This is a genomic window from Porcibacter vitabionis (assembly GCF_046263795.1).
Classification (GTDB): Bacteria; Bacillota; Clostridia; order Lachnospirales; family Lachnospiraceae; genus Lachnocurva.
On record NZ_JBJYZD010000002.1, the window covers coordinates 147,910 to 169,453 of the forward strand.

The 21,544-nt window shown below is 47.1% G+C and carries 23 protein-coding genes; 22 read left to right on the plus strand and 1 reads right to left on the minus strand.

What is annotated here, in order from left to right; all coding sequences use genetic code 11:
- The first annotated feature begins 1 nt into the window (after position 1).
- Both ACKX2L_RS02300 and recG read left to right on the plus strand, forming a co-directional pair.
- Positions 2-1,669, plus strand: coding sequence for a DAK2 domain-containing protein (locus ACKX2L_RS02300; RefSeq protein WP_497550595.1), 1,668 nt, complete (start codon positions 2-4; stop codon positions 1,667-1,669).
- 8 nt (positions 1,670-1,677) lie between these two features.
- Entirely contained in the window at positions 1,678-3,753 is a 2,076-nt protein-coding gene (gene recG, locus ACKX2L_RS02305) for an ATP-dependent DNA helicase RecG (RefSeq protein WP_497550594.1), read from the plus strand.
- A gap of 7 nt (positions 3,754-3,760) precedes the next feature.
- Here the strand turns inward: recG and ACKX2L_RS02310 are convergent, their stop codons facing one another.
- The gene (locus ACKX2L_RS02310) at positions 3,761-5,512 is read right to left on the minus strand and encodes an Rqc2 family fibronectin-binding protein (RefSeq protein WP_497550593.1); all 1,752 of its coding nucleotides are present in this window, start codon (positions 5,510-5,512) and stop codon (positions 3,761-3,763) included.
- 170 nt (positions 5,513-5,682) lie between these two features.
- On the opposite strand from ACKX2L_RS02310, the gene ACKX2L_RS02315 reads away from it, so the two are divergent.
- From ACKX2L_RS02315 to obgE, 20 genes are all read left to right on the plus strand, one after another.
- Entirely contained in the window at positions 5,683-6,555 is an 873-nt protein-coding gene (locus ACKX2L_RS02315; RefSeq protein WP_497550732.1) for a YicC/YloC family endoribonuclease, read from the plus strand.
- 13 nt (positions 6,556-6,568) lie between these two features.
- Complete coding sequence (locus tag ACKX2L_RS02320; RefSeq protein ID WP_497550592.1) at positions 6,569-6,838, plus strand: DUF370 domain-containing protein; 270 nt, start codon at positions 6,569-6,571, stop codon at positions 6,836-6,838.
- Entirely contained in the window at positions 6,831-7,478 is a 648-nt protein-coding gene (gene gmk / locus ACKX2L_RS02325) for a guanylate kinase (RefSeq protein ID WP_497550591.1), read from the plus strand. Before ACKX2L_RS02320 ends, gmk begins: the two co-directional genes overlap by 8 nt.
- Positions 7,475-7,894, plus strand: coding sequence for a DNA-directed RNA polymerase subunit omega (gene rpoZ, locus ACKX2L_RS02330; protein ID WP_497550590.1), 420 nt, complete (start codon positions 7,475-7,477; stop codon positions 7,892-7,894). The genes gmk and rpoZ overlap by 4 nt, the downstream gene beginning before the upstream one ends.
- Positions 7,891-9,228 carry a 30S ribosomal protein S12 methylthiotransferase RimO gene (gene rimO / locus ACKX2L_RS02335; protein ID WP_497550589.1) on the plus strand — a complete coding sequence of 446 codons (1,338 nt, stop codon included), beginning with the start codon at positions 7,891-7,893 and terminating at the stop codon, positions 9,226-9,228. The genes rpoZ and rimO overlap by 4 nt, the downstream gene beginning before the upstream one ends.
- Positions 9,212-9,760 carry a CDP-diacylglycerol--glycerol-3-phosphate 3-phosphatidyltransferase gene (gene pgsA, locus ACKX2L_RS02340; protein ID WP_497550588.1) on the plus strand — a complete coding sequence of 183 codons (549 nt, stop codon included), beginning with the start codon at positions 9,212-9,214 and terminating at the stop codon, positions 9,758-9,760. Before rimO ends, pgsA begins: the two co-directional genes overlap by 17 nt.
- The gene (locus tag ACKX2L_RS02345) at positions 9,760-10,242 is read left to right on the plus strand and encodes a CinA family protein (protein ID WP_497550587.1); all 483 of its coding nucleotides are present in this window, start codon (positions 9,760-9,762) and stop codon (positions 10,240-10,242) included. The genes pgsA and ACKX2L_RS02345 overlap by 1 nt, the downstream gene beginning before the upstream one ends.
- A complete protein-coding gene (gene rsmD, locus ACKX2L_RS02350) occupies positions 10,233-10,799 on the plus strand; it encodes a 16S rRNA (guanine(966)-N(2))-methyltransferase RsmD (protein ID WP_497550586.1) in 567 nt (188 codons plus the stop codon). Before ACKX2L_RS02345 ends, rsmD begins: the two co-directional genes overlap by 10 nt.
- 75 nt (positions 10,800-10,874) lie before the next feature.
- Positions 10,875-11,372: a pantetheine-phosphate adenylyltransferase gene (gene coaD / locus ACKX2L_RS02355; RefSeq protein WP_497550585.1), complete on the plus strand. Its 498-nt coding sequence runs from the start codon at positions 10,875-10,877 to the stop codon at positions 11,370-11,372.
- On the plus strand, positions 11,372-12,130 hold the full coding sequence (locus ACKX2L_RS02360) for an ATPase (RefSeq protein ID WP_497550584.1): 759 nt from the start codon (positions 11,372-11,374) through the stop codon (positions 12,128-12,130). Before coaD ends, ACKX2L_RS02360 begins: the two co-directional genes overlap by 1 nt.
- A 66-nt stretch (positions 12,131-12,196) precedes the next feature.
- Positions 12,197-12,865: an HAD family hydrolase gene (locus ACKX2L_RS02365; protein WP_497550583.1), complete on the plus strand. Its 669-nt coding sequence runs from the start codon at positions 12,197-12,199 to the stop codon at positions 12,863-12,865.
- Positions 12,862-13,809 (plus strand): RluA family pseudouridine synthase, encoded by a 948-nt coding sequence (locus tag ACKX2L_RS02370; RefSeq protein ID WP_497550582.1) that lies wholly within the window; start codon positions 12,862-12,864, stop codon positions 13,807-13,809. Before ACKX2L_RS02365 ends, ACKX2L_RS02370 begins: the two co-directional genes overlap by 4 nt.
- A 62-nt stretch (positions 13,810-13,871) precedes the next feature.
- A complete protein-coding gene (locus ACKX2L_RS02375; protein ID WP_497550581.1) occupies positions 13,872-14,417 on the plus strand; it encodes a Holliday junction resolvase RecU in 546 nt (181 codons plus the stop codon).
- 2 nt (positions 14,418-14,419) lie between these two features.
- Positions 14,420-15,658 carry a ribonuclease E/G gene (locus tag ACKX2L_RS02380; protein WP_497550580.1) on the plus strand — a complete coding sequence of 413 codons (1,239 nt, stop codon included), beginning with the start codon at positions 14,420-14,422 and terminating at the stop codon, positions 15,656-15,658.
- Positions 15,659-15,737: 79 nt separating this feature from the next.
- Positions 15,738-16,442 (plus strand): ABC transporter ATP-binding protein, encoded by a 705-nt coding sequence (locus ACKX2L_RS02385; protein WP_497550579.1) that lies wholly within the window; start codon positions 15,738-15,740, stop codon positions 16,440-16,442.
- On the plus strand, positions 16,439-19,078 hold the full coding sequence (locus ACKX2L_RS02390) for a putative ABC exporter domain-containing protein (RefSeq protein ID WP_497550578.1): 2,640 nt from the start codon (positions 16,439-16,441) through the stop codon (positions 19,076-19,078). The genes ACKX2L_RS02385 and ACKX2L_RS02390 overlap by 4 nt, the downstream gene beginning before the upstream one ends.
- Before the next feature lie 134 nt (positions 19,079-19,212).
- On the plus strand, positions 19,213-19,521 hold the full coding sequence (gene rplU, locus ACKX2L_RS02395) for a 50S ribosomal protein L21 (protein WP_497550577.1): 309 nt from the start codon (positions 19,213-19,215) through the stop codon (positions 19,519-19,521).
- Between the two features lie 13 nt (positions 19,522-19,534).
- Entirely contained in the window at positions 19,535-19,870 is a 336-nt protein-coding gene (locus tag ACKX2L_RS02400; protein WP_497550576.1) for a ribosomal-processing cysteine protease Prp, read from the plus strand.
- Positions 19,864-20,154, plus strand: coding sequence for a 50S ribosomal protein L27 (gene rpmA, locus ACKX2L_RS02405; RefSeq protein ID WP_497550575.1), 291 nt, complete (start codon positions 19,864-19,866; stop codon positions 20,152-20,154). The genes ACKX2L_RS02400 and rpmA overlap by 7 nt, the downstream gene beginning before the upstream one ends.
- An 84-nt stretch (positions 20,155-20,238) precedes the next feature.
- Positions 20,239-21,525, plus strand: a complete 1,287-nt coding sequence (gene obgE / locus ACKX2L_RS02410) for a GTPase ObgE (protein WP_497550574.1) — start codon at positions 20,239-20,241, stop codon at positions 21,523-21,525.
- The last annotated feature ends 19 nt before the right edge of the window (positions 21,526-21,544 follow it).

Here is a 21,544-nt window from a genome sequence, read left to right on the forward strand (position 1 = left end):
CTTGGAAATAAAGACAATCGATGCCAGCATGCTGGCTAAAATGTTTCTGGCAGGCGCCAAGTCTCTGGAGGCACATAAGGATGAGATCAACGAATTAAATGTGTTCCCGGTACCCGATGGTGATACCGGAACCAATATGACGATGACGATCATGTCCGCAGCCAGGGAAGTCGCAGGCCTTTGTGATGCTCCGGAAATGAAATCCATCTGTAAGGCAATTTCTTCCGGCTCTCTTCGTGGTGCCCGCGGAAACTCCGGCGTGATTCTTTCTCAGCTTTTCCGCGGATTCACCAAGGTGATCCGGTCGGAAGAGGAGATCACAGTTCCGATCCTGGCTGCTGCTTGTAACCGGGCTGCAGAGACGGCTTATAAGGCTGTCATGAAGCCGAAGGAAGGAACGATCCTGACGGTTGCCCGTGCGGCAGCAGATAAGGCAATTGAACTGGCAGACCAGACGGAGGATGTACTGGTTCTGACCCAGGAGGTTGTCGCTGCAGCAGAGGAGACTCTTCAGAAGACCCCGGATATGCTTCCCGTATTAAAGCAGGCCGGCGTAGTTGATTCCGGCGGAGCCGGACTTGTTCAGGTATTGAAGGGCGGTCTCCGCGTTCTTTCCGGGGAAGATGTGGATCTTACCATTGAGAACCCGAATGCAGAGAATAAGGATGTTGTGAAGAAGCAGAACTTCCAGTATCATCTGGAATTCAAACTCGTGATTACAAAGCCTGCGACAGATGAGGAAAGAGAGAAATATAAGTCCTATCTTACAGCAGCCGGAAGCGACGTTACAAATACTCAGGCCGGCGATACCATTACGACTTCTATGGATACCAATGCACCCGGTGATATCATCAGTAAGGCAACCGGTCTTGGATCTATTTCGGATGTCGTATTAAAGAATCGGATGATGAATGGAAATCAAGAGGATTCCCTTGATAAGCCCGAGGAGGAAGAGGCTCCTGTATCGGAAGATCCATCTCTTGTGGAAGAGCCGGATTCTGCAGAAAAGAAGGCCTTCGGATTTGTATCCGTATGTGCCGGCGACGGTATGGCTGAGATCTTCAAGGGAATCGGAGCGGATTATGTCATCTCCGGCGGTCAGACCATGAATCCGAGTACGGATGATATCTTGAATGCTGTTTCTCATGTCAATGCGGACACGATCTTTATTCTCCCGAATAATAAGAATATTATTCTGGCAGCAAATCAGGCAGTAAGCTTAGAGGAGAAGAAGAAACTGATTGTGATCCCGACCAAGACGGTTCCTCAGGGAATTACTGCTCTCATTAATTTCGTTCCGGATGACAGTGCAGAGGAAAATGAAAAGCGGATGGACGAGGAGATCAACCATGTGAAGACAGGTCAGATCACTTACGCGGTTCGTGATACTGTCATTGATGACAAGGAGATCCAAAAGGGAGATCTCATGGGCATGGGTGATCAGGGTCTGCTTTCTGTCGGATCCGATATGAAGACCGTCATGCTGGAGACCTTACATAAGATGGTGGAAGAGGATTCTGCCCTGATCAGTATCTATTATGGAGCGGAAGTGACAGATGCGGAAGCGGAAGAGATTCGTTCTGCCGTTGCTTCGGCCTTCTCCGGTATGGATATTGAACTGGAAAAGGGCGGCCAGCCGGTTTATTATTATGTCTTCAGTGTAGAGTAAGAATTGTTATGAATGAAGATGCAGCGCTCCATAATTTTCATGGTATCGGGGCGAAGACAGAGGAGCTCTTCCATAAGATCGGGATCGATCGGGCGGGAGATCTCCTCTTGTATTTTCCACGAGATTATATGGTTTATCCGGAGGCAGTGGATAGCACAGAGGATCTGGAGCCGGGAAATAAGGCAGCACTTCGCGGCTTTTTTAAGAAGTCCCCGGTGACTCATCACTATCGGTCCATGGATGTGACCATAGGTTTGTTCTATCTCGGAACAAGGGGAGACAAGGCCATTTCGGTCTTCTGGTACCGGATGCCCTATATTTCAAGGAATATCCGAGTCGCCTCGCCTTATGTCATCTATGGAACGGTCCAAGAGAAGAATGGCGAATTCCGTTTGGAACAGCCTGCCCTCTTTTCTCCCCAAGCTTATCAGAAGGAGACAGACCGATTGCTTCCGGTTTACAGTCTGACCAAGGGCATTTCCAACCAGAAGATGACAAAAACGGTAGAAGAGGCATTGAATCTCTGCCTGCCGCTTCAAGATCCTCTTTTCTCGGAAGAGGACTTCCTGTCGAAAGAAAATATCCTCCCCCTTGGGGAAGCCATACGAAATATGCATTTTCCGGAAAGCGAAAAGGCCTTGTCGGATGCCATCCGGCGTTTCAGTTATCAGGAATTTCTGGTTTTCTTCTTAAGTGTACGCATGGAAGAAAAAGGCCTGGCCAAGGGAAAAAATCATCTGGTCCTGAAACATCATGAGATCTATGACCAAATCATGGAAGATCTTCCTTTTTCTCTGACCCGGGGACAAAAGCAGGCTTTGGAGGATCTGAACAGGGATTTTTGCGGTTCCACGATCGAAGAACGCCTGATCCAGGGAGATGTCGGCAGCGGAAAGACCATTGTTGCCTTTCTTTCCATGGTCCGTATGGCAGAAAATGGCTATCAGGCAGCCATTATGGCGCCAACCGAAGTCCTGGCTGCTCAGCATGAGAAGACTTTTCAGGACTTTATTGACCGCTACAAACTTCCCTTTCATATTGCATTTCTCACAGGCTCTTTGAAGGCGGCGGAAAGACGAAAGGCCTTAGCTTCCATTGCGGATGGAAGTGCAGACTTTATTATCGGGACCCATGCCCTGATTCAGGAAGGGGTTTCCTATCACGCTCTGGCTCTGGTCATTACCGATGAGCAGCATCGTTTTGGTGTGAAGCAAAGAGATACTTTTTTGCGAAAGGGCCAACATCCATTCTCTATTGTCATGAGTGCAACGCCCATTCCAAGGACTCTGGCTCTGATCCTTTATAACGGTATGCAGGTTTCCACGATCCATGATGTGCCAAGCGAGAGACTGCGGGTGAAAACGGCTGTGATTTCAGAGGAGAAGCGCCCGACTGCCTGGAATTTTATTCGGAAGGAAGTGGCAAAGGGTCATCAGGCCTATATCATCTGTCCCCTGGTTTTGGCCAGTGAAAATCTGGATCAGGAGAATGTCACGGATTATGGGAAAAATCTGTCCGAATATCTGAAGGGGGAAGCCAAAGTCGGTATTCTTCATGGCAGGATGAAAGCTGAAGAAAAGGAAGAAGTCATGCGGGATTTTGCCTTAAACAAGATCCAGATTCTTGTCTCCACCACGGTTGTCGAGGTCGGCGTTAATGTGCCGAATGCGACGGTCATGATGGTAGAAAATGCAGACCATTTCGGTCTGGCCCAGCTCCACCAGCTTCGCGGACGTGTCGGGCGTGGTCAGTGGCAGTCCTATTGTATCTTAATGAACAGCCAGAAGAAAAATGCAGACCACGCCAATAAGAGACTGGACATCATGAATCATAGTTACGATGGTTTTGAAATCGCGGAAGAGGATCTGAAGCTCCGTGGCCCGGGAGATGCCAGGGGGATCCGGCAAAGCGGAGATAGTGCCTTTACGATGGCAGACATCTACCGCGACAGTGATCTTTTGAAACTGGCATCCCAACATGCGGATCAGATCCTTTCGAGGGATCCGAAATTAGAAGAAGAGGGTCACAAGGGACTTCGAAAACTGGTTGATAAGAAAGCAGATGAAACTTATACAAATCTGTAATGACAGATCAGGACTCTTTTACTTCCTCCACTTCTGCGACAGAAGGTTTCACAGTCATGGAATAATTCGTATAGTAAACTACAAAGCCCGGGGCTGAGCCGTTGGGCTTTTTTACGTTCTTTTTTCGGAGATAGTCGACTTCCAGCTTGTCATTATCACGGCCGGAAGAATAGAAAGCTGCCAGAGCTGCGGCGATTTCGTAATCATGATCCGGAACTTCGCGGCCTTCCGTCTTCAGTATGACATGACTTCCCGGCATTTTCTTGGCATGAAACCAGAGGTCATTCCCGGTGGCAAAATGAAAGGTCAATTCATCATTCTGGTGATTATTCTTTCCGACATAGAGATGGAAACCATCCTTTGTCACAAAATGCAGAGGAAGAGATTTGACCTGACGGCTCTTTTTCTTTCCATATTTCTTATGGACGAAACCGGCATCTTCCATCTCGGACCGGATCTCGGCAATATCTGCTTCGTTTTCGCAGAGGTCTAAATTTGCACGGATGGATTCCAGATGGCGGAGTGTCGACTCGGTTTCTTTACAGAAGACAGAGAGCTCTTCCCGGGTTCGTTTCAGCTTCTGATACTTTTCGAAGAGGCGGCTGGCATTTTCCATCGGAGTCTTTTGGGGATCCAGACTGACTTTGACCTTACTTCCGTCATACCAGTTGTCGAGAAGAACTTCCTTACTTCCTTCCGGAATCGAATAGGCATATGCCTGAAGCAATTCACCGCGGAGGCGATATTTGTCCATCTTATCCGTGTCTTTGAGCTGCTTCTTTTGGAGAAAGAGCTTCTTCTCATTTCGCTGGATCAGAGTCTGAACGATCTTTCGAAGATCGGAAGACTTCTGGTGCATATTGGTATAGATATTCCGCTCGGCATAATAGGTTTCCAGCATTTCTGAAACACTCTGGAAGTTTTTGACTTCGCTTCCGGCATAGATGGTCAGAGGCAGGACGGTGAATTCGAGGGGCTTTTCTCTTCCCTTGTCATAGATGATGGCAGGATGATAGTTTTTCTCTTTCAGATCCTTCATTAAGGAAGAGAATTCGTGGGCACATCTGTCCCTATCCTCTTTGGTCAGAGAGGCCGTGGACTGATCGCCATCCAGCCCGGCCCGGCAGCAGAGCTCATTTGCCATGAGAGGGGAGAAACCGATATAGGAGGAATAAATGGCCTGATAGATGGGAAGAGCCTTCCCTTCTGCAAGCTTTTGGAAACCGCTTTCATCTTCCTCCAGGGGATCTTTTCTTCCCTCCTGGGTCGGGATGAAATACTGCTTACCGGGCAGGACCTCCCGTACGGAACTGACCTGAAAGGAGATATGCTTGATACTGTCGATGATCACATTCTCTTCATTTGTGAAAATAATATTACTGTGCTTGCCCATGATCTCAACGTAGAGATATTTTTCCCGGCTATCCCCCAGTTCATCCAAATGTTCGATGGTGAAACGGATGACTCGCTCTAAACCGATCTGTTCGATCTTCTTGATCCGGCCATTGGCGATATGCTTCCGTAAAACCATGCAGAAATTAGGTGCAAGAGCCGGAGCTGTTTTATTTTCGGATGTAAGATAGATCAGGGGCAGACTGGCATTGGCTGAAATCAAAAGCCGCTGAGTGCCGTGTGGCATCTTTATGGTAAAGAGGATCTCCTCCGGTTCCGGCTGGGCAATTTTTGAAATCCGCCGGTCCGTCAAAAGTTCGGATAATTCGTCTGTCAGTGCATGTACTGTAAAACCGTCAAAAGCCATGGTGTCTCCTGTTTTCTTTTTTTGAATCGTTTCATTGTTCATCATAACACAGATTTGGTTTGACTGGCTTATCTAAAAAACATATAATAAGGTTTGTTTATGGTCTTTAGCAATTACCTCTGTAATTTTCTAATGTAAGCTTCGAAAGGCAGGCAGTCCCTTTGGAAAGTATGACAGGCTATGGCCGCTCCTCCCGTTTGATCGGACAGAAGCAGATCTTAGTTGAGATAAAATCCGTCAATCATCGTTATCTTGAATTATCGACCCGGCTTCCGGATGCATTCAATTCTCTGGAACCGGCAATTCGTAACCTGGTAGGGCATTCCGTTTCCCGTGGGAAGACGGATCTTATGATTCGGATCAAAAGAAGCGAAACAGGAGATGCTGACCTGGTCTGGGACCGGGGCATGGCCTCCTTTTACCGGAAAGCAGCAGAAGAGATGGCAGAGGAATTAGGTCTTAGGAACGATCTTACGACTTCCCGCCTTCTCACCATGCCGGGTCTTGTTCTGCCGGCAGATACCGAGGAGGATCAGGACAGGCTTTGGGAAGAGATCCGCCCGGTCATTGAAGAAGCACTGGAAAATTTCCACAGTTCCAGAAAAGCCGAAGGAGACCGTTTGGCAAAAGACCTTTCCGAGAAAGCTGACCGCATGGCATTCCTTGTGGGCCAATTGGAAGAGAGGGCACCGGAACTGATCGAAAACTACAGGATCCGCCTTTATGATAAGGTGAAGGAAGTACTCCAAGGAGAAAATGTAGACCTCGATGACAGTCGGATCGCTTCTGAGGTTACAATTTATGCAGATAAGATCTGCATCGATGAAGAGATGGTTCGATTAAAGAGCCATGTTGCCGCCTTACGAAAGGACCTTAGATCGAGTGAGCCGGTTGGAAGAAAACTGGACTTTCTGGTTCAGGAAATGAATCGGGAAAGTAATACGATCCTTTCCAAGTCTACGGATGTTCTTACGGCAGATCTCGGTATTGAGATGAAAACTTTGGTTGAGAAAATCCGTGAACAAGTTCAAAATATCGAATAAGAGGAAGCCCGGCATGAAATTTATTAATATCGGTTTTGGAAACATGGTTTCCTCGGATAAGATCCTCTGCATGGTGACGCCGGATTCTGCACCGGCCAAACGGCTGATGCAGACAGCAAAGGAAAGCGGACAACTGATCGATGCTTCTCAGGGACGAAAGACCAGAGGAGTTCTTGTGATGGAAAACGGGGCGGTTCTTTTATCCGCTTTGAATCCGGATACGATAGCCGGCCGCTTGAATGGAGATAGTAAGGAAGTAAAGGAGCTGGAGAACGATGGCTGAAAAAACAGGAATGGTAATTGTACTTTCGGGCTTCTCCGGAGCGGGAAAAGGCACGATCATGAAGCACCTTCTCTCGGACTATCCGGGAAAGTATTTTCTGTCTGTTTCTGCGACAACCCGACAGAAGAGGCAGGGAGAAGAGGAAGGAAGAGAATATTTCTTCAAATCCCGGGAGGAGTTCGAACAGATGATTCGGGAACATGAACTCTTGGAATATGCTTCCTTCAATCAGAATTATTATGGAACTCCAAAAGCTTATGTAGACCAGCTTTTGTCCGAAGGGAAAGATGTTATTCTGGAAATTGAAGTCCAGGGGGCCCTTCAGATCCGAAAGATTTTCCCTCAGGCCCTTCTTTTGTTCGTCACACCACCAACCGCTGCGGTCTTAAAAGAACGCCTGGAAGGCCGGGGAACAGAGGAGCCGGAAGTCGTTGCACAGAGACTTGCGATAGCATCACGTGAATCACTGCTCATGGAGCAGTATGATTATATTATTGTTAATGATGATCTGGACCGGGCCGTACGATCCGTACATAGTCTGATCCAGGCAGAGCACTTAAGAGCCATGCGTTCCACGGATTTCATAGATGAGATCCAAAAAGAACTGGCCGTCTTTTCGAAAGGAGAAAATGAAGCATGATACATCCGTCTTATCTTGAGCTGATGAAGAAAATGAATGAAAACAGTGAGATCGGTGACGAGCCGGTTGTAAACTCACGTTACAGTATCGTTTGCGCAACAGCAAAACGTGCCCGTCAGCTGATCGATGGCGATGAACCTTTAATTGATGTGAAGTCAAATGAAAAGAGGAAGCCGCTTTCCATCGCAGTCGAGGAAATGGACAAAGGATTACTGAAGATCCAGACACCAGAAGAAAAGCTTATGACCGAAGAAAAGATCAAAGAAGCTTATGAAGAGACAAAAGAAGAGACAATAGAAGAGATCGAGATCCCTGATGATGCAAGCGATAGCTCTTCAGAAGCAGTTGCCGAGACAAATCCTTCTGATCCTGAAACTACTGAAACGGCAGCTTCCGATGGAGAAAGCCAGGAATGAAGGTAGCTTTTGTTTCCCTGGGCTGTGACAAGAATCTGTCGGATTCCGAGCACATGCTCTATCGACTTCAGAAGGCCGGTATGGAACTGGTAGCGGATGAATCCGATGCCGATGTTGTCATTGTCAATACCTGCTGCTTTATCGAATCTGCTTTGCAGGAAAGCATTGATACGATCCTTGATCTTGCAAAATATAAGACAGAGGGCCATCTGAAAGGACTTCTGGTCGCAGGCTGCATGAGTGAGCGCTATGCCGAGGAGATCCAAAAGGATCTGCCGGAAGTCGACGGGATCATTGGTACCAATTCCTATGATTCCATCGTAGAAGCCGTTACTAAACTCGGAAAAGAGAAAAATCTGTCGATCATCAAGCCTTTGACCGGCCTTCCGGATGAATCCGAGGGACGGATCAATACGACAGGTGGAGTCTTTGACTATTTAAAAATTGCCGAAGGCTGCGACAAGCATTGTACTTATTGTATTATTCCATCCTTACGGGGTCCCTATCGTTCCGTCCCCATGGAACAGCTCCTGAAAGAAGCCAGAGATATGGCGGATCGGGGCATCAGGGAACTGATATTGGTCGCTCAGGAGACGACTCTTTACGGGACGGATCTCTATGGAGAGAAGAAATTGCCTGAGCTTCTGGATCGTTTGAATGAAATTCCGGGTCTTCGGTGGATCCGCCTTTTGTACTGCTATCCGGAATCTATTGACGATGCCTTGATTCAGGCCATGGCCAGGAATTCCAAGGTATGCCATTATATTGATATGCCGATCCAGCATGCTTCGGATTGGATTCTGGGGCGGATGGGAAGAAAAACCAGCCAGAAGGATATCAAAGTGACCATCGAAAAGCTTCGGGCCGCCATGCCGGACATTGCGATCCGAACCTCATTGATTTCCGGCTTTCCCGGTGAAACAGAGTCCATGCATAAGGAAATGATTGATTTCTTAAAGGAAATGGATCTGGATCGGGTCGGTTGTTTCCCTTATTCCAGAGAGAAGGGAACGCCGTCCTATTCTTATCCCAACCAGCATGAGGAGAAAGTCAAGAACCGCTGGAGAGATGAAATCATGTCGACGCAGCAGGGCCTGGTTTTCCGAAAGAACCGGACATTGATCGGGAAGACTTTCCCTGTCATGGTGGAAGGCTTTATGTCCGATCAGGGCGTCTATGTCGGTCGAACCTATCGGGATGCCCCCTCAGTAGACGGCCTGGTCTTTTTCCCCTGTGAGAGAGAACTGATCAGCGGTGACATCCTCCCGGTCCGCATCACAGCAGTCAATGATTATGATTTAGTAGGAGAATTGAATAATGAATTTACCGAATAAGCTGACGATCTTACGCGTTATTATGATTCCGTTTTTCATCTTCTTTTTGCTTTTTAAGCCCAATGAAGCATCCTTCCGTATCATTGCCGAAGTCCTTTTCTGTGCGGCTTCCTTTACGGATATGCTGGACGGTAAAATTGCACGGAAATATGGCCTTGTGACAAATTTCGGTAAGTTTATGGATCCCTTGGCGGATAAGCTTCTGGTCTGCTCTGCTATGATCTGTCTTCTTTCCCTGGGTCAGCTTCCGACCGTCGCTGTCATTATTATTGTGGCTCGTGAGTTTATTATTTCCGGTTTCCGCCTGATCGCAGCTGACAATGGAATCGTCATTGCGGCTTCCATGTGGGGAAAGTCCAAGACCGTGTCTCAGATGGCCATGGTGATCTGGCTCATTATCATGCCTTTATTCAAGGGACAGGCAGCTGTTATTTTTGCCAATATCCTGATCTGCCTGGCAACCATACTTACCGTCGTTTCTCTGATCGACTATCTGGTAAAGAATAAGGATGTTCTGAAAGAGCAGAATTAATGTTATTTGAAAAAGAACTGGTCCATATTTTAAAAAAAAGAACAGAGACTGTGGCCACAGCGGAATCCTGTACCGGCGGAATGATCGTAAGCTCGATTGTTTCTGTTCCGGGTGCTTCCGATATCCTGACGGAGTCTTTTGTGACCTATTCCGAGGAAACAAAGGATCAGATTCTGCATCTGGATCCTTCTATTATTCAGGATCATGGTGTGGTTTCCTATGAGACAGCCAAAGCCATGGCAGAGGGCCTTCGAAAGACCTATGGTGTAGACCTTGGCATTGCCTCGACCGGAGTGGCAGGCCCCGGACCGGATGGCGATATTCCGCAGGGAATTGTATATCTTGCGGTTTCCTATCGGAGTAAAACTTTGGTTCGACGCTACCATTTCCATGGCACAAGGAATCTGGTCCGCTTCCAGGCAAGCCGGATGGCGCTTTCCATGGCAGTTTCTATCATTAAGGAAGTTTCTATATGCGTGTGATTGCAGGAAAATACCGGTCGCGGCTTCTTGATACACCGAAAGGCATGAATACCCGTCCGACAACAGACCGGATCAAGGAAACCCTGTTTAATATTCTTAGCAATCGTCTGCCGGGGGCTTCCTTTCTCGATCTTTTTGCCGGATCCGGACAGATGGCAATTGAAGCCATCAGCCGCGGGGCAAGATATGCCTGCCTGGTTGATTCGAGCCGAGATGCACAGGATTGTATCAGAAAGAATATTGAAAGGCTTGGCATAGAGGAAGAAACGGATTTGATCGGACAGGATGCCTTATCTGCCATAAGAACCATGCCCAAACAACATTTTGATTTGGTCTTTTTAGATCCGCCTTATCGGGATGAAAAGGAAGGAGAAATCCTTTCGGCATTGGCAGAAAGTGAATTGATCGATTCGGAGTCGCTGATCATTATCGAAGCGGATCTGCATCGGGACTTTCGTTTTGCGGAGGAGCTCGGATTTACGATCGAAAGGATCAAAAAATACAAGACCAACCAGCATGTCTTTTTATCCTGTCAATCAGGAAAAACTGTTGAATGAATCATTTTATGACTAATCGGGCAGGAGGAATCAAACGCCTGCATCTGGAGGTATGAGCTTTGCTCATAGAAAATTATGAAGATCGCATTATATCCGGGAAGCTTTGACCCGGTCACTTTCGGACATCTGGATATCATCAATCGATCCGCCAAATTATTCGATGAATTGATCGTCGGTATACTCAACAACAGTCAAAAAAACGCGTTGTTTTCCGTAGATGAACGTGTTAGTATGATTAAAGAATTGACGCAGGAACTGCCCAATGTTGAAGTCACATCTTTTGATGGGCTGATGGTAGAATTTGCGCGGAAGATCCATGCGACATGTGTTATTCGTGGCCTTCGCGCCGTTACGGATTTTGAGTATGAGCTTCAGATCGCTCAGTCCAATAAGATCCAGTATCCGGAACTTGAGACAATCTTTCTGACGACGGATCTCCATTATTCTTATCTCAGCTCCACCATTGTCAGGGAGTTTGCTTCGTATGGGGGAGATATATCAAAATTTGTTCCCGCTTCCATTATTCCGAAGGTTATGGAAAAATACAGCATCAAAAAGAAGGAGTCATTCTAATGGCCAGTGATATTGAACAGATTATTGAGGCAATGGAGCAATTTATTGAAGAAAAGGGTAAGGTTTCTGCATTTTCCTCGAATAAGATCACTCTGAATAAGGATGAACTGGAAGGCTATCTGGAGGAATTGAAGGCGGCAACGCCGGATGAGATCCGCAGATATCAGAAGATTATCAATAATAAAGATGCAATCATTGCCGATGCCAGAAAGAAGGCTCAGCAAATTATCGAACAGGCTCAGGTGAAGACCGATGAGCTGGTCAGCGAGCATCAGATCATGCAGCAGGCCTATGCGCAGGCCAATCAGGTCGTAATGATCGCAACAAAGAATGCTCAGGATATGCTGGATAAGGCAACGATGGAATCCAATGAGATCAAATCCTCCGCGATTGCATATACGGATGAGCTTTTAAGCGGAGTTCAGACGGTCATCGGCAATTCTCTGGACCTTGCCAGAATGCGGAATCAGAATTTCATCGATAAGCTGCAGGATGTTCTGAATCAGGTGATAGAAAACAGGCAGGAACTTTTGCCTCCGGAAGAAACTGCAGCGGCTGCAGACCAGACAGAAGGCTCGTCTGCCGGAAAAGCAGAAGAGATGAATCCACAGGATCCGGCAAATGCTTCAGGCAATGCAGATTCCGTGCAGACTGCACCAGGCCTTACAAATACCTACGATTCGGCTTCCGCAGGGGAAGATGGTCCATCGATCGATGTTTTGCCGGAGGAATATTTTCAGCATAAGAATAAAAATTGATACATTTATGAAATCCTGCACCCGGCAGCCTATGCCGGGTGTTTTTTTGAAATAAGGGACAGTTCAATGAAATTTTCATTAAGTGATAAAAGAAATCAGGCCGTTCTCTTTGACCTGGATGGAACTCTGGTGGATTCCATGGGAATGTGGGGCGATATCGATCGAATCTTTATGGCAGAACGAAATCTCCCTTTGCCCAAAGATCTTCAGCTTTCCATTGCCGGCATGAGTATGTACGAGACCGCCATTTATTTTCGGGAGAACTTTCATCTAAAGGACACACCGGAGGAATTGATGGCCATCTGGAATGATATGGCAAGAGAGGAGTACCGCACCAAGATTCCCTTAAAAGCCGGAGCTTTGGATTTTTTAAACTGTCTGAAGCAGGAAGGGATCCCAATGGGACTTGCCACTTCCAATTCCATGGAACTGGTTCGTGCTTGTTTTGAAGCAACCGGTCTGGATCATTATATGGACGCTGTGATTTCAGCCGATCAGGTCAGGAACGGGAAACCGGCACCGGATGTCTATCTGGCCTGCGCAGGAAAACTTGGCCGGGATCCCATGGAATGCACGGTCTTTGAGGATGTCCTTCAGGGCATTCAGGCCGGGCTCAATGCCGGTATGCGGGTCATTGCAGTAGATGATCCGGTTTCTCGAAATGCGCTTTCCGAGAAGAAAAAACTGGCTTCCAGTGTGATCCGTGATTTTATGGATCTTGAGGTGGTTCAATGAAAGAATTGAAAGTCAGCGCCTTCAATCAAGACCAGAAATTGATCCGCTTTCTGGAGCGTATTTTAAAAAATGCAGGTTCTTCCTTTCTCTACAAAATGCTTCGAAAGAAAAATATTACTTTGAATGGGAAGAAGGCCAGTGGAAATGAGATCCTGAAGTCCGGTGACGTGGTCCGCGTTTTCTTCTCGGACGAGACCTTTTCTAAGATGGCCGGCTCGGATCCGGTCCAAAGGCACTCTGCTTCTGCAAATCACTTCTACCCCAGGGCACCGTTTCCTTTGCAGATCCTCTACGAAGACGCGGATCTCCTTGCGGTAAATAAACCGGCCGGGATCCTGTCTCAAAAGAGTGACAAAAGAGAAGATTCCATGAACGAATATCTGATCCGTTATTGTCTGGATCAGTGCAGGCTGACAGAAGAAGATTTAAAAAATTTTCGACCTTCGGTCATCAACCGCCTGGATCGGAACACTTCCGGCATCCTTTTATTCGGAAAAACGATCCGTGGTCTTCATTTGGGAGCTGATCTGGTCAGATCTCATGAGGGACAGAAGACCTATCACTGCATCGTCAGCGGCGACAGCAGTCTCTTTCGAGAGAGAAAGCTTGTCAGGGGATGGCTCTTGAAGGACCCGAAACGAAATATCGTTTCCTATTTCGATCATGAGATAGAAAAAGGTCTCTATATGGAAGAAGAGGTTTTTCTTTTGAAGAGGAAGGGAAACTATTCTCTTCTTGAAGTTGTTTTACATACCGGAAGATCCCATCAGATCCGAAGCAGCCTTTCGGCTCTGGCTTGTCCCATTGTAAATGACAAAAAGTACGGCGGAATTGTCTTAGAAAAGCATCCTTCGCAGCTCCTCCATGCGGCGGCTTTGACTTTGCCAAACGGAGTCCGGATCGAATGCCCGGATCCGGAGAGCTTTTCCGGGTTTGGTCTGTGATCCGCCGCAGCCTGTTAATATGATTCGATCCATTCATCCGGTTTTTCATTGGGAGATAGAATATGGGAACCTGGAATTCCCGGGGACTCCGGGGTTCAACTTTAGAAGATTTTATCAATCGGACCAACGAGATCTATCTGGAAAATCATCTGGCCCTGATTCAGAAGATACCGACACCGATCACACCGATCGACATTGACAAGGAGTCCAGGCATATTACCCTGGCTTACTTTGATAAAAAGAGTACCGTGGATTATATCGGTGTAGTTCAGGGCATACCGGTCTGCTTCGATGCCAAGGAGTGTACGACGGATAGTTTTCCGCTCCATAATATTCATGAACACCAGATGAAGTTCATGGGCGATTTCGAAGGGCAGAACGGCATTGCATTTTTTCTGCTTTACTATACCAAGTATCAGAAATATTATTATCTGACCTATCGGGAGGCCTTATATTTCTGGAAGAGGGGCATGGAGAAAAATGGCAGAAAGAGTTTTCGAATCGAGGAATTGAAGGATGATTATTTTTTTGAATCCCGCGGTATCCTCCTCGTCCCCTATCTGGACCTCCTCCAGCATGATCTGGATGAGAGAGCAAAGGAAGAATGACCATGATAAAGCCCTTTTCGAAAAAAGACATACCCAAAAACAGCCGACTTTTGATCATTACGGAAATGCCGGTAAGAGAAGAAAGTTTTCTTTGTGAATTCCTTTTGGATGGGGAGAAAAAGACCCTGTTGATCCATGCTGAACCGAGAGAATCCCATATGAAAATGGGAAGTCTCTATAGCGGCCGGATCGAAAGAGTCCTTTCGTCTCCGGCGGCTGCTTTTTTGAACCTGGGCGAGGGGATGGCTTATCTTCCCATACGTCAGGGCATGCCGCTTTTCTATACGGATAAAAGGTCCGGAAAGGACTTCTGCAAGGGTCAGGGCCTGTCCCAGGGAGACAGCCTTTTGGTTTCTGTCGATAAGGAAGCGGTTCGGACCAAGGAGGCTGTCCTGACCAGCCGCTTTACGGTCAAAAGCAGTCATTTGATCTATGAATTCGGTCGGAAGGGTCTGCATTTTGCCAAAGCGATCCGGAAAGATCAAAAGAAAGAAGTGGAAGAGCTCTGCCTGACCGAGTTGGATCCAGGGGACTGGGACGGTTCGATCACACTTCGGACGAATGCGAAGGGAGTTTCTGCGAATGTCCTTTTGCCGGAGATGCGAAGGCTTTTGGACCGGGTCCGGTCTCTGGAAATGCGGGGCATGTCTATGGCAGGGCCGGTACTTTTGGAAGAAGCCGAGCCGCATTATATCGAAAGTTTTCTTCATGAAGAAGATTCCTATGATTATATAAGGACCGACCTTTGCGAAGTCAATGAGATCCTGAAGGAAAAGGCGATAGAGAGTCATCGGCCGGATCTTCTGGATCGAATCGATTATTATCAGGATGATTTTTCCCTGGCCAAGCTCTATTCTCTGACGAAACGGCTGGAGGAGGCCAGTCAGAGATTGGTCTATTTAAAATGTGGCGGGAATCTGGTTCTGGAGAAAACGGAGGCCTGCTATGTGATCGATGTGAACAGCGCCAAGGCTCTTCATGAGGCCCCCTTTGACCTGAACCGGGAGGCCCTGTTTGAAGCCTTTCGGCAGATCCGCCTTCGGAACCTGTCCGGCATTATCCTGATCGATTTGGTGAAAATGAAGACCGAAGAGGAAAGACAGGCCCTGGTTGACATTTCGAAGGACTTAGCAGAAAAGGATCCGCTTCCGGTCCGGGTTTACGGGATCACAGCCCTCGGACTTCTGGAAGTAACCCGGGAAAAGAGGGAGAGGACCTTACGGGATCAACTGAAAATTTGATTGCAATTTTTAAGTGTTTTTGGCAAACTGGTTTTAGATTTTTAGATATTAAACAATTTGCTTCTAAGGGGAGGACACTATGCTGACTGTCGATCACTTGACCAAGAAGTATCGGAAAACGATTGCCGTAAATGATGTCAGTTTTTCTCTGGAACCGGGGACCGTAACGGTTCTTCTCGGTCCAAACGGTGCGGGAAAGTCGACTTTATTTAAGTCGATCATCGGATTCTTAAAATACACGGGGGAAATCACCCTTGACGGAGTCTTGAATAAGACTTCTGAGGCAAGAGCCAGGATGGGTTATGTTCCGGAGATGCCGGCACTCTATCCGAATCTGACCGTCAAAGAGCATATGGAGTTTCTGGCCAGAGCCTATCGGCTGAAAGATTATGAGGACAGGTCAAATCAGCTTCTCTCGGATTTTGAACTCTCTGACAAGAGCACGAAGTTCGGCGATGAGCTTTCGAAAGGAATGCAGCAGAAATTAAATCTCTGCCTGGGGCTTCTTCCGGATCCGGACCTTATTTTAATGGATGAACCAATGATCGGTCTGGACCCGCATGCAATCCGGAAGTTAAAGGAGATCATTGAAGAGTTAAGGCAGGCGGGAAAGACTGTTGTGGTCAGCACCCATATCATTGACAGTGTGGACATGCTTTGGGACCGGGTCCTTATCATGAAGGAAGGCCATCTTTCCGCAGATATGACAAAAAAAGCACTGGATCAGAACGGAGAGAGTCTGGAGCAGCTCTTCTTTGAGATCACGGAAGGCGGTGACCAATGAGACTATTCGGTTACTATGCCCTTCATACCCTGATCAATCAGATTCGGAGACTGTTTCGAAGCTGGGTCATTCTCTTTATTCTGGTTTGCGCCATTTTGGGCGGAGCGATCGGCTTCCTTGGCGGAACGGCTGCTGATAAATTACAAAATCAGGAAGTGACAGAGGAGACTGTTTCGGAAGAAACTGATCAGAAACAGAATCAGAAACCAAGCGATGCTTTCGAACATGTTATGGATGCTGCAGGAATGGAAAAGGCAGAGCTTGTCCGTCTCGCTATGTCTGCAGCGATTCTTGTTATTATTATCTATTACATTTTTCAGGTGGACGGCGTAACCATTTTTCTTCCTGCGGATGTCAGTCTCTTATTTTCTTCCCCTCTTAAGCCCCAGTCGGTTCTGATCTTCAGGCTCTTTGCCCGTATGGGTTTATCGGTATTCTTCGTGATCTATCTGGCTTTTTTCATTCTTCCGACCCTACCAATAGTGAAAGCCGGTGTGATCGGAAGCTCTCTTTTTATTCTTTCCTGGATCCTGGTTTTTACTTTGGCAAAGCTTCTGCAGGTCGCCCTCTATTTATTTACAGAAGATAGACCAATTGTAAAACGAAACCTTCGACCCGGGATACTTGCGCTGGCAGTTGTTCTTGCGGGGCTGGTCTGTCTTTCTTCCAAGAGAAAGGGAATCTCTGTTGCTGCATCCTTTGATCAGATCCTGAATGGCAGAGGAAGTAACTGGTTCCCGATCTACGGCTGGCTGAAGGGTGCAATGCTTTCCAGCATGACAGGAAATATTCGGATGGCTTCGCTTTTCGTCTTGCTTTCCATCCTTGCTACGGCAGGATTCCTTGTTTTGATCTATCATATGAAGGCGGATTTCTACGAATCTGCCATGGAAAAGACGGATCAGCTGGCAGAAAAGATGGAAAAAATACAGGAATCCAGAGATGGGCTTTCCGTGAAGAGGAAGCAGAAGCGTTCCAAAGCGGATCGCGAGAGAAAGGGTATCCGACACGGCTTTGGTGCCTCCGTCTTCTTCTTTAAGGAGATGTATTTAAGATTTCAGGGCAGAGGACATGGCATCATAACCAAAACCAGCCTGACCTATCTGGCGGCGGCTGGTATCGGAGGCTATCTGATCCATGCACAATGGAATCGGAATGGGACCATAGCTGCCCTTCTGATCCTGACACTTCTGGTTTTCTGGCGGTCTCTCGGCAATCCTCTGGGCCAAGATACCAGGATGGCTTTCTATCAGCTGATTCCGGAAAGTCCGTGGAAAAAGCTCTTTTTCTCCCTTCTGGCCGGAACAGTGGACAGTTTTCTGGACCTTTTGCCGGCTATGATCTTGATTGGGATCCTCTTTTGGCCCGATCCTTTACTGCTTCTCATCGGGATGGGACTTCTGCTGTCGACCGATCTCTATGCCACCTTGGTCAGTACTTTCCTGGACGCTTCGATTCCCCGGTCGATTGACAAGACTGTAAGGCAGCTGGTGCAGATCGTTTTTATTTACTTTGGCATGATGCCGGATCTTGTTGTTCTTGTCCTTGGATTGGTCAATGATCATCTGATGGAGGGCCTGATCGTATGCTTCCTTTTGAACCTTACGATCTCAGCGATCTTCTTTGCTGTGACACCACTGGTTATGGAAGATCGAAAAGTCCGATTGGCGAAACCGACAATGGAATCCTATCCGTATGACTTGAAAAAGGTTCGAAAGACATTTTCCCGGATCGGCCTTGGCCTCTTTCTTATGATCACGGTCACGGTTCTGGCACAGCTTCTTGTCGGAACTGTTTGTAAGAAAATTGCACCGGCACTTTTGAATAAGGAGCTGTCTTCATGGTTTTTATCCATGCTGCCGGAATATTTGATCGGTTTTCCCGCCGGACTTCTATTGATCCGAAAGGAAAAAGCAGAAGCACCGGATAAAAGATCACTTGGATTTGGAAAGTTCTTAGCTGCCATACCTATTACTGCCTTTGTTCTGGTCTTAGGCGCACTGGTCGGTCAGCTGGTCCTTCACCTTGTGACCTTGCCTTTTGGAATTCATGAGAAGCCCCCGATCGTTATGACGATGTCATCGATCGGCCCGGTCTGGGTCAGAATTCTCTTTCTTGTGATCCTTGCCCCGATCCTTGAAGAAGTGATTTTTCGAAAGATCCTGATCGATCGGACGAGATGCTATGGAGAGAAGACGGCAATTTTCTTTTCCGCTCTTGCCTTTGGCCTCTTTCATGGAAATTTCAACCAGATCTTCTACGCCTTTGGGCTGGGCCTGGTGTTTGGAACCATCTATGAGAAGACCGGAAGATTATCTTATTCGATCTCGATACACATGGCAGTGAATTTCCTCAGCGGTGTTTTGGTTCCATTTCTCCTGGGCGGTCTGGACAGCCTTTCAACAAAAGAAATGACAGAACTTCCTTCGGCTTTTTGGATTTATATGATCACTTATTATGGACTGGCGGTCCTGGGCTTTGTGGTCCTTTTAAAGGAAGCTGCTTCCCTTCGCTTCAGCTTACAGGAAAGGGAGCTTCCCAAGGGACAGATTTTTCGAACGGTCTATGTGAATCCCGGTGTGGTCATGTTCTTGATTTCAATCATTGCTTTAGTGGCCTGGCAGACCTTTTACTAACAGATCCGGATAAGTCAGTTGACTTTATTGAATTTACATGATAATATACTGGAGTATGCCGCTTGGAGAGGTTAGAAGTCTGCCCATAACGGACAGCGCCATATCCAGCGAGAAAGAATTTAGGAGGTGCCACAATGTACGCAGTGATTCAGACTGGTGGCAAGCAGTACAAGGTTTCTGAAGGTGATATCATTAACGTTGAGAAGCTGAATGTTGAAGAAGGTCAGAAGGTCAATTTCGACCAGGTTCTTCTTGTCGGCGGAGATGAGATGAAGGTCGGCAATCCGGTTGTTTCCGGTGCCACTGTAGAAGGTTCTGTACTTCGTAACGGTAAGGCCAAGAAGGTCATCGTTTACAAGTATAAGCCAAAGACCGGCTATCATAAGAAGAACGGTCACAGACAGGCTTTCACTCAGGTGAAGATCGAGAAGATCAACGCTTGATCCGTGTGAAGAAATGATCCGAGTAAGAGTCGATAAAAGTCATGGAAAATATAAGGGCATCTGCTGCGAGGGGCATGCTTTGTTTGACAGTTTCGGCAGAGACATTGTCTGTGCCGCAGTCAGCGTTCTTGTAATTAACACGATCAACAGTCTGGAAGTCATTAGTAAAGATTCTTTTCAGAATGAAAATGATCCGGAAGGCGGTTATATCCGGGTGACTTTCGACCGGGATCTATCGCATGAGGGAGTTATTTTAATAGAGTCCATGATTTTAGGCTTGCAATCGATCGAAGACAATTATGGCAAACGTTATTTGAATCTTACGATTCAGGAGGTAGAACAATGTTGAATTTAAACCTTCAGTTTTTCGCTCATAAGAAGGGAATGGGTTCCACCAAGAACGGACGTGATTCTGAGTCCAAGCGTCTTGGTGCCAAGAGAGCAGACGGTCAGTTCGTAAAGGCCGGCAATATCATTTATCGTCAGCGCGGAACCAGGATTCATCCGGGTCAGAATGTCATGAAGGGTGGAGATGATACCCTTTTTGCAACCAGCGATGGTATTCTTCGTTTCGAGCGTAAGGGTAAGGATAAGAAGGTTGCTTCTGTATACCCTGCAGCTTCTGAGAACTAATACTGGTTTTCTGAATGGGCCCGGCTGATCATGGATCAGTCGGGCTTTTTTTCGAGATCTCAGAGGAGTTTAGAAAGGATATCTATGTTTGCTGATAAAGCCAGGGTCATTCTCTGTTCCGGAAAGGGCGGTAATGGCCATGTTTCTTTCCGCCGAGAGAAATATGTACCGGACGGCGGTCCGGATGGCGGTGACGGCGGAAAGGGCGGAGATGTCATTATTGTAACAGACACCGCCTTAAATACCTTAAGCGATTATCGCCATGTGCATAAATTGTCTGCTCAGAATGGAGAAGAAGGCGGTAAGAAAAACTGCCACGGGAAAAAGGGACAGGATCTGATCCTGAAAGTACCGGAGGGTACTGTCATTCGTGAGGCAGAGACCGGGAAAGTCATTATGGATATGTCCGGCGATCGGAAGAGATATACGATTTTGACCGGAGGTGTCGGTGGTCTTGGAAACCAGCATTTCGCTACTTCGACCATGCAGGCTCCGAAGTATGCCAAGCCGGGCGGACCTGCCCGTTCCATCGAAGTGATCTTCGAATTAAAGGTGATTGCAGATGTCGGCCTGATCGGATTTCCCAATGTCGGCAAATCCACATTTCTTTCTCATGTGACCAATGCGCAGCCGAAGATCGCAAATTACCACTTCACAACACTGAATCCCATTCTTGGTGTAGTGAATTATCCTAATATTCCGGAATTCGTCATTGCAGATATTCCGGGACTGATCGAAGGCGCTGCAGATGGAATCGGTCTGGGCCACGAGTTTCTGAAGCATATCCAGAGAACCAAGATCCTGGTTCATCTGGTGGATGGAGCTTCTGCCGAGGGAAGGGATCCGATCGCAGATATCAAGGCCATTAATGAAGAACTGGGTAAGTATGACGGTGATCTCTTAAAAAAACCACAGATCATTGCCTTGAATAAAATGGATCTGATTCCGGATCAGAAAGATGAGGTCATAGAAAAAGTAAAGGAAGCATTTAAGGAAGAAGGCTATCCGGTCTTTGCGATTTCCGCAGTCAGCGGCCGGGGCTTGAAAGAACTTCTCTTTGCAATGAAAAAGGAGCTGGATCAGTTCCCGAGAGAGCCCATGGTCTATGCATCGGAAGTGGATCCGGATCATGCAGATCTGTCCGAAGGAAGTCTTTCGGTTTATCGGAAGCCGGATAACAGTTTTGTCGTAGAAGGAACAAAGATCGACAAGATGCTTGGTTATACGAATCTGGATTCGGAGAAAGGCTTTATCTTTTTCCAGAAATTCCTGCATGAGAATGGCATCAATAAAATGCTGGAAGATCAGGGCTGCGAAGAAGGTGACACCGTCTGGGTTGGAAATATGGCTTTTGAATACTTCAAATCATAATCTGAAATAAGAATGGAGA

What these genes read in the sequence shown, in the direction of transcription:
- recG (WP_497550594.1), top strand. Translation starts at nt 1,678, where the DNA reads ATGAATGAAGATGCAGCGCTCCATAATTTTCATGGTATCGGGGCGAAG.
- ACKX2L_RS02310 (WP_497550593.1), bottom strand. Translation starts at nt 5,512, where the DNA reads ATGGCTTTTGACGGTTTTACAGTACATGCACTGACAGACGAATTATCC.
- ACKX2L_RS02315 (WP_497550732.1), top strand. Translation starts at nt 5,683, where the DNA reads ATGACAGGCTATGGCCGCTCCTCCCGTTTGATCGGACAGAAGCAGATC.
- ACKX2L_RS02320 (WP_497550592.1), top strand. Translation starts at nt 6,569, where the DNA reads ATGAAATTTATTAATATCGGTTTTGGAAACATGGTTTCCTCGGATAAG.
- gmk (WP_497550591.1), top strand. Translation starts at nt 6,831, where the DNA reads ATGGCTGAAAAAACAGGAATGGTAATTGTACTTTCGGGCTTCTCCGGA.
- rpoZ (WP_497550590.1), top strand. Translation starts at nt 7,475, where the DNA reads ATGATACATCCGTCTTATCTTGAGCTGATGAAGAAAATGAATGAAAAC.
- rimO (WP_497550589.1), top strand. Translation starts at nt 7,891, where the DNA reads ATGAAGGTAGCTTTTGTTTCCCTGGGCTGTGACAAGAATCTGTCGGAT.
- pgsA (WP_497550588.1), top strand. Translation starts at nt 9,212, where the DNA reads ATGAATTTACCGAATAAGCTGACGATCTTACGCGTTATTATGATTCCG.
- ACKX2L_RS02345 (WP_497550587.1), top strand. Translation starts at nt 9,760, where the DNA reads ATGTTATTTGAAAAAGAACTGGTCCATATTTTAAAAAAAAGAACAGAG.
- rsmD (WP_497550586.1), top strand. Translation starts at nt 10,233, where the DNA reads ATGCGTGTGATTGCAGGAAAATACCGGTCGCGGCTTCTTGATACACCG.
- coaD (WP_497550585.1), top strand. Translation starts at nt 10,875, where the DNA reads ATGAAGATCGCATTATATCCGGGAAGCTTTGACCCGGTCACTTTCGGA.
- ACKX2L_RS02360 (WP_497550584.1), top strand. Translation starts at nt 11,372, where the DNA reads ATGGCCAGTGATATTGAACAGATTATTGAGGCAATGGAGCAATTTATT.
- ACKX2L_RS02365 (WP_497550583.1), top strand. Translation starts at nt 12,197, where the DNA reads ATGAAATTTTCATTAAGTGATAAAAGAAATCAGGCCGTTCTCTTTGAC.
- ACKX2L_RS02370 (WP_497550582.1), top strand. Translation starts at nt 12,862, where the DNA reads ATGAAAGAATTGAAAGTCAGCGCCTTCAATCAAGACCAGAAATTGATC.
- ACKX2L_RS02375 (WP_497550581.1), top strand. Translation starts at nt 13,872, where the DNA reads ATGGGAACCTGGAATTCCCGGGGACTCCGGGGTTCAACTTTAGAAGAT.
- ACKX2L_RS02380 (WP_497550580.1), top strand. Translation starts at nt 14,420, where the DNA reads ATGATAAAGCCCTTTTCGAAAAAAGACATACCCAAAAACAGCCGACTT.
- ACKX2L_RS02385 (WP_497550579.1), top strand. Translation starts at nt 15,738, where the DNA reads ATGCTGACTGTCGATCACTTGACCAAGAAGTATCGGAAAACGATTGCC.
- ACKX2L_RS02390 (WP_497550578.1), top strand. Translation starts at nt 16,439, where the DNA reads ATGAGACTATTCGGTTACTATGCCCTTCATACCCTGATCAATCAGATT.
- rplU (WP_497550577.1), top strand. Translation starts at nt 19,213, where the DNA reads ATGTACGCAGTGATTCAGACTGGTGGCAAGCAGTACAAGGTTTCTGAA.
- ACKX2L_RS02400 (WP_497550576.1), top strand. Translation starts at nt 19,535, where the DNA reads ATGATCCGAGTAAGAGTCGATAAAAGTCATGGAAAATATAAGGGCATC.
- rpmA (WP_497550575.1), top strand. Translation starts at nt 19,864, where the DNA reads ATGTTGAATTTAAACCTTCAGTTTTTCGCTCATAAGAAGGGAATGGGT.
- obgE (WP_497550574.1), top strand. Translation starts at nt 20,239, where the DNA reads ATGTTTGCTGATAAAGCCAGGGTCATTCTCTGTTCCGGAAAGGGCGGT.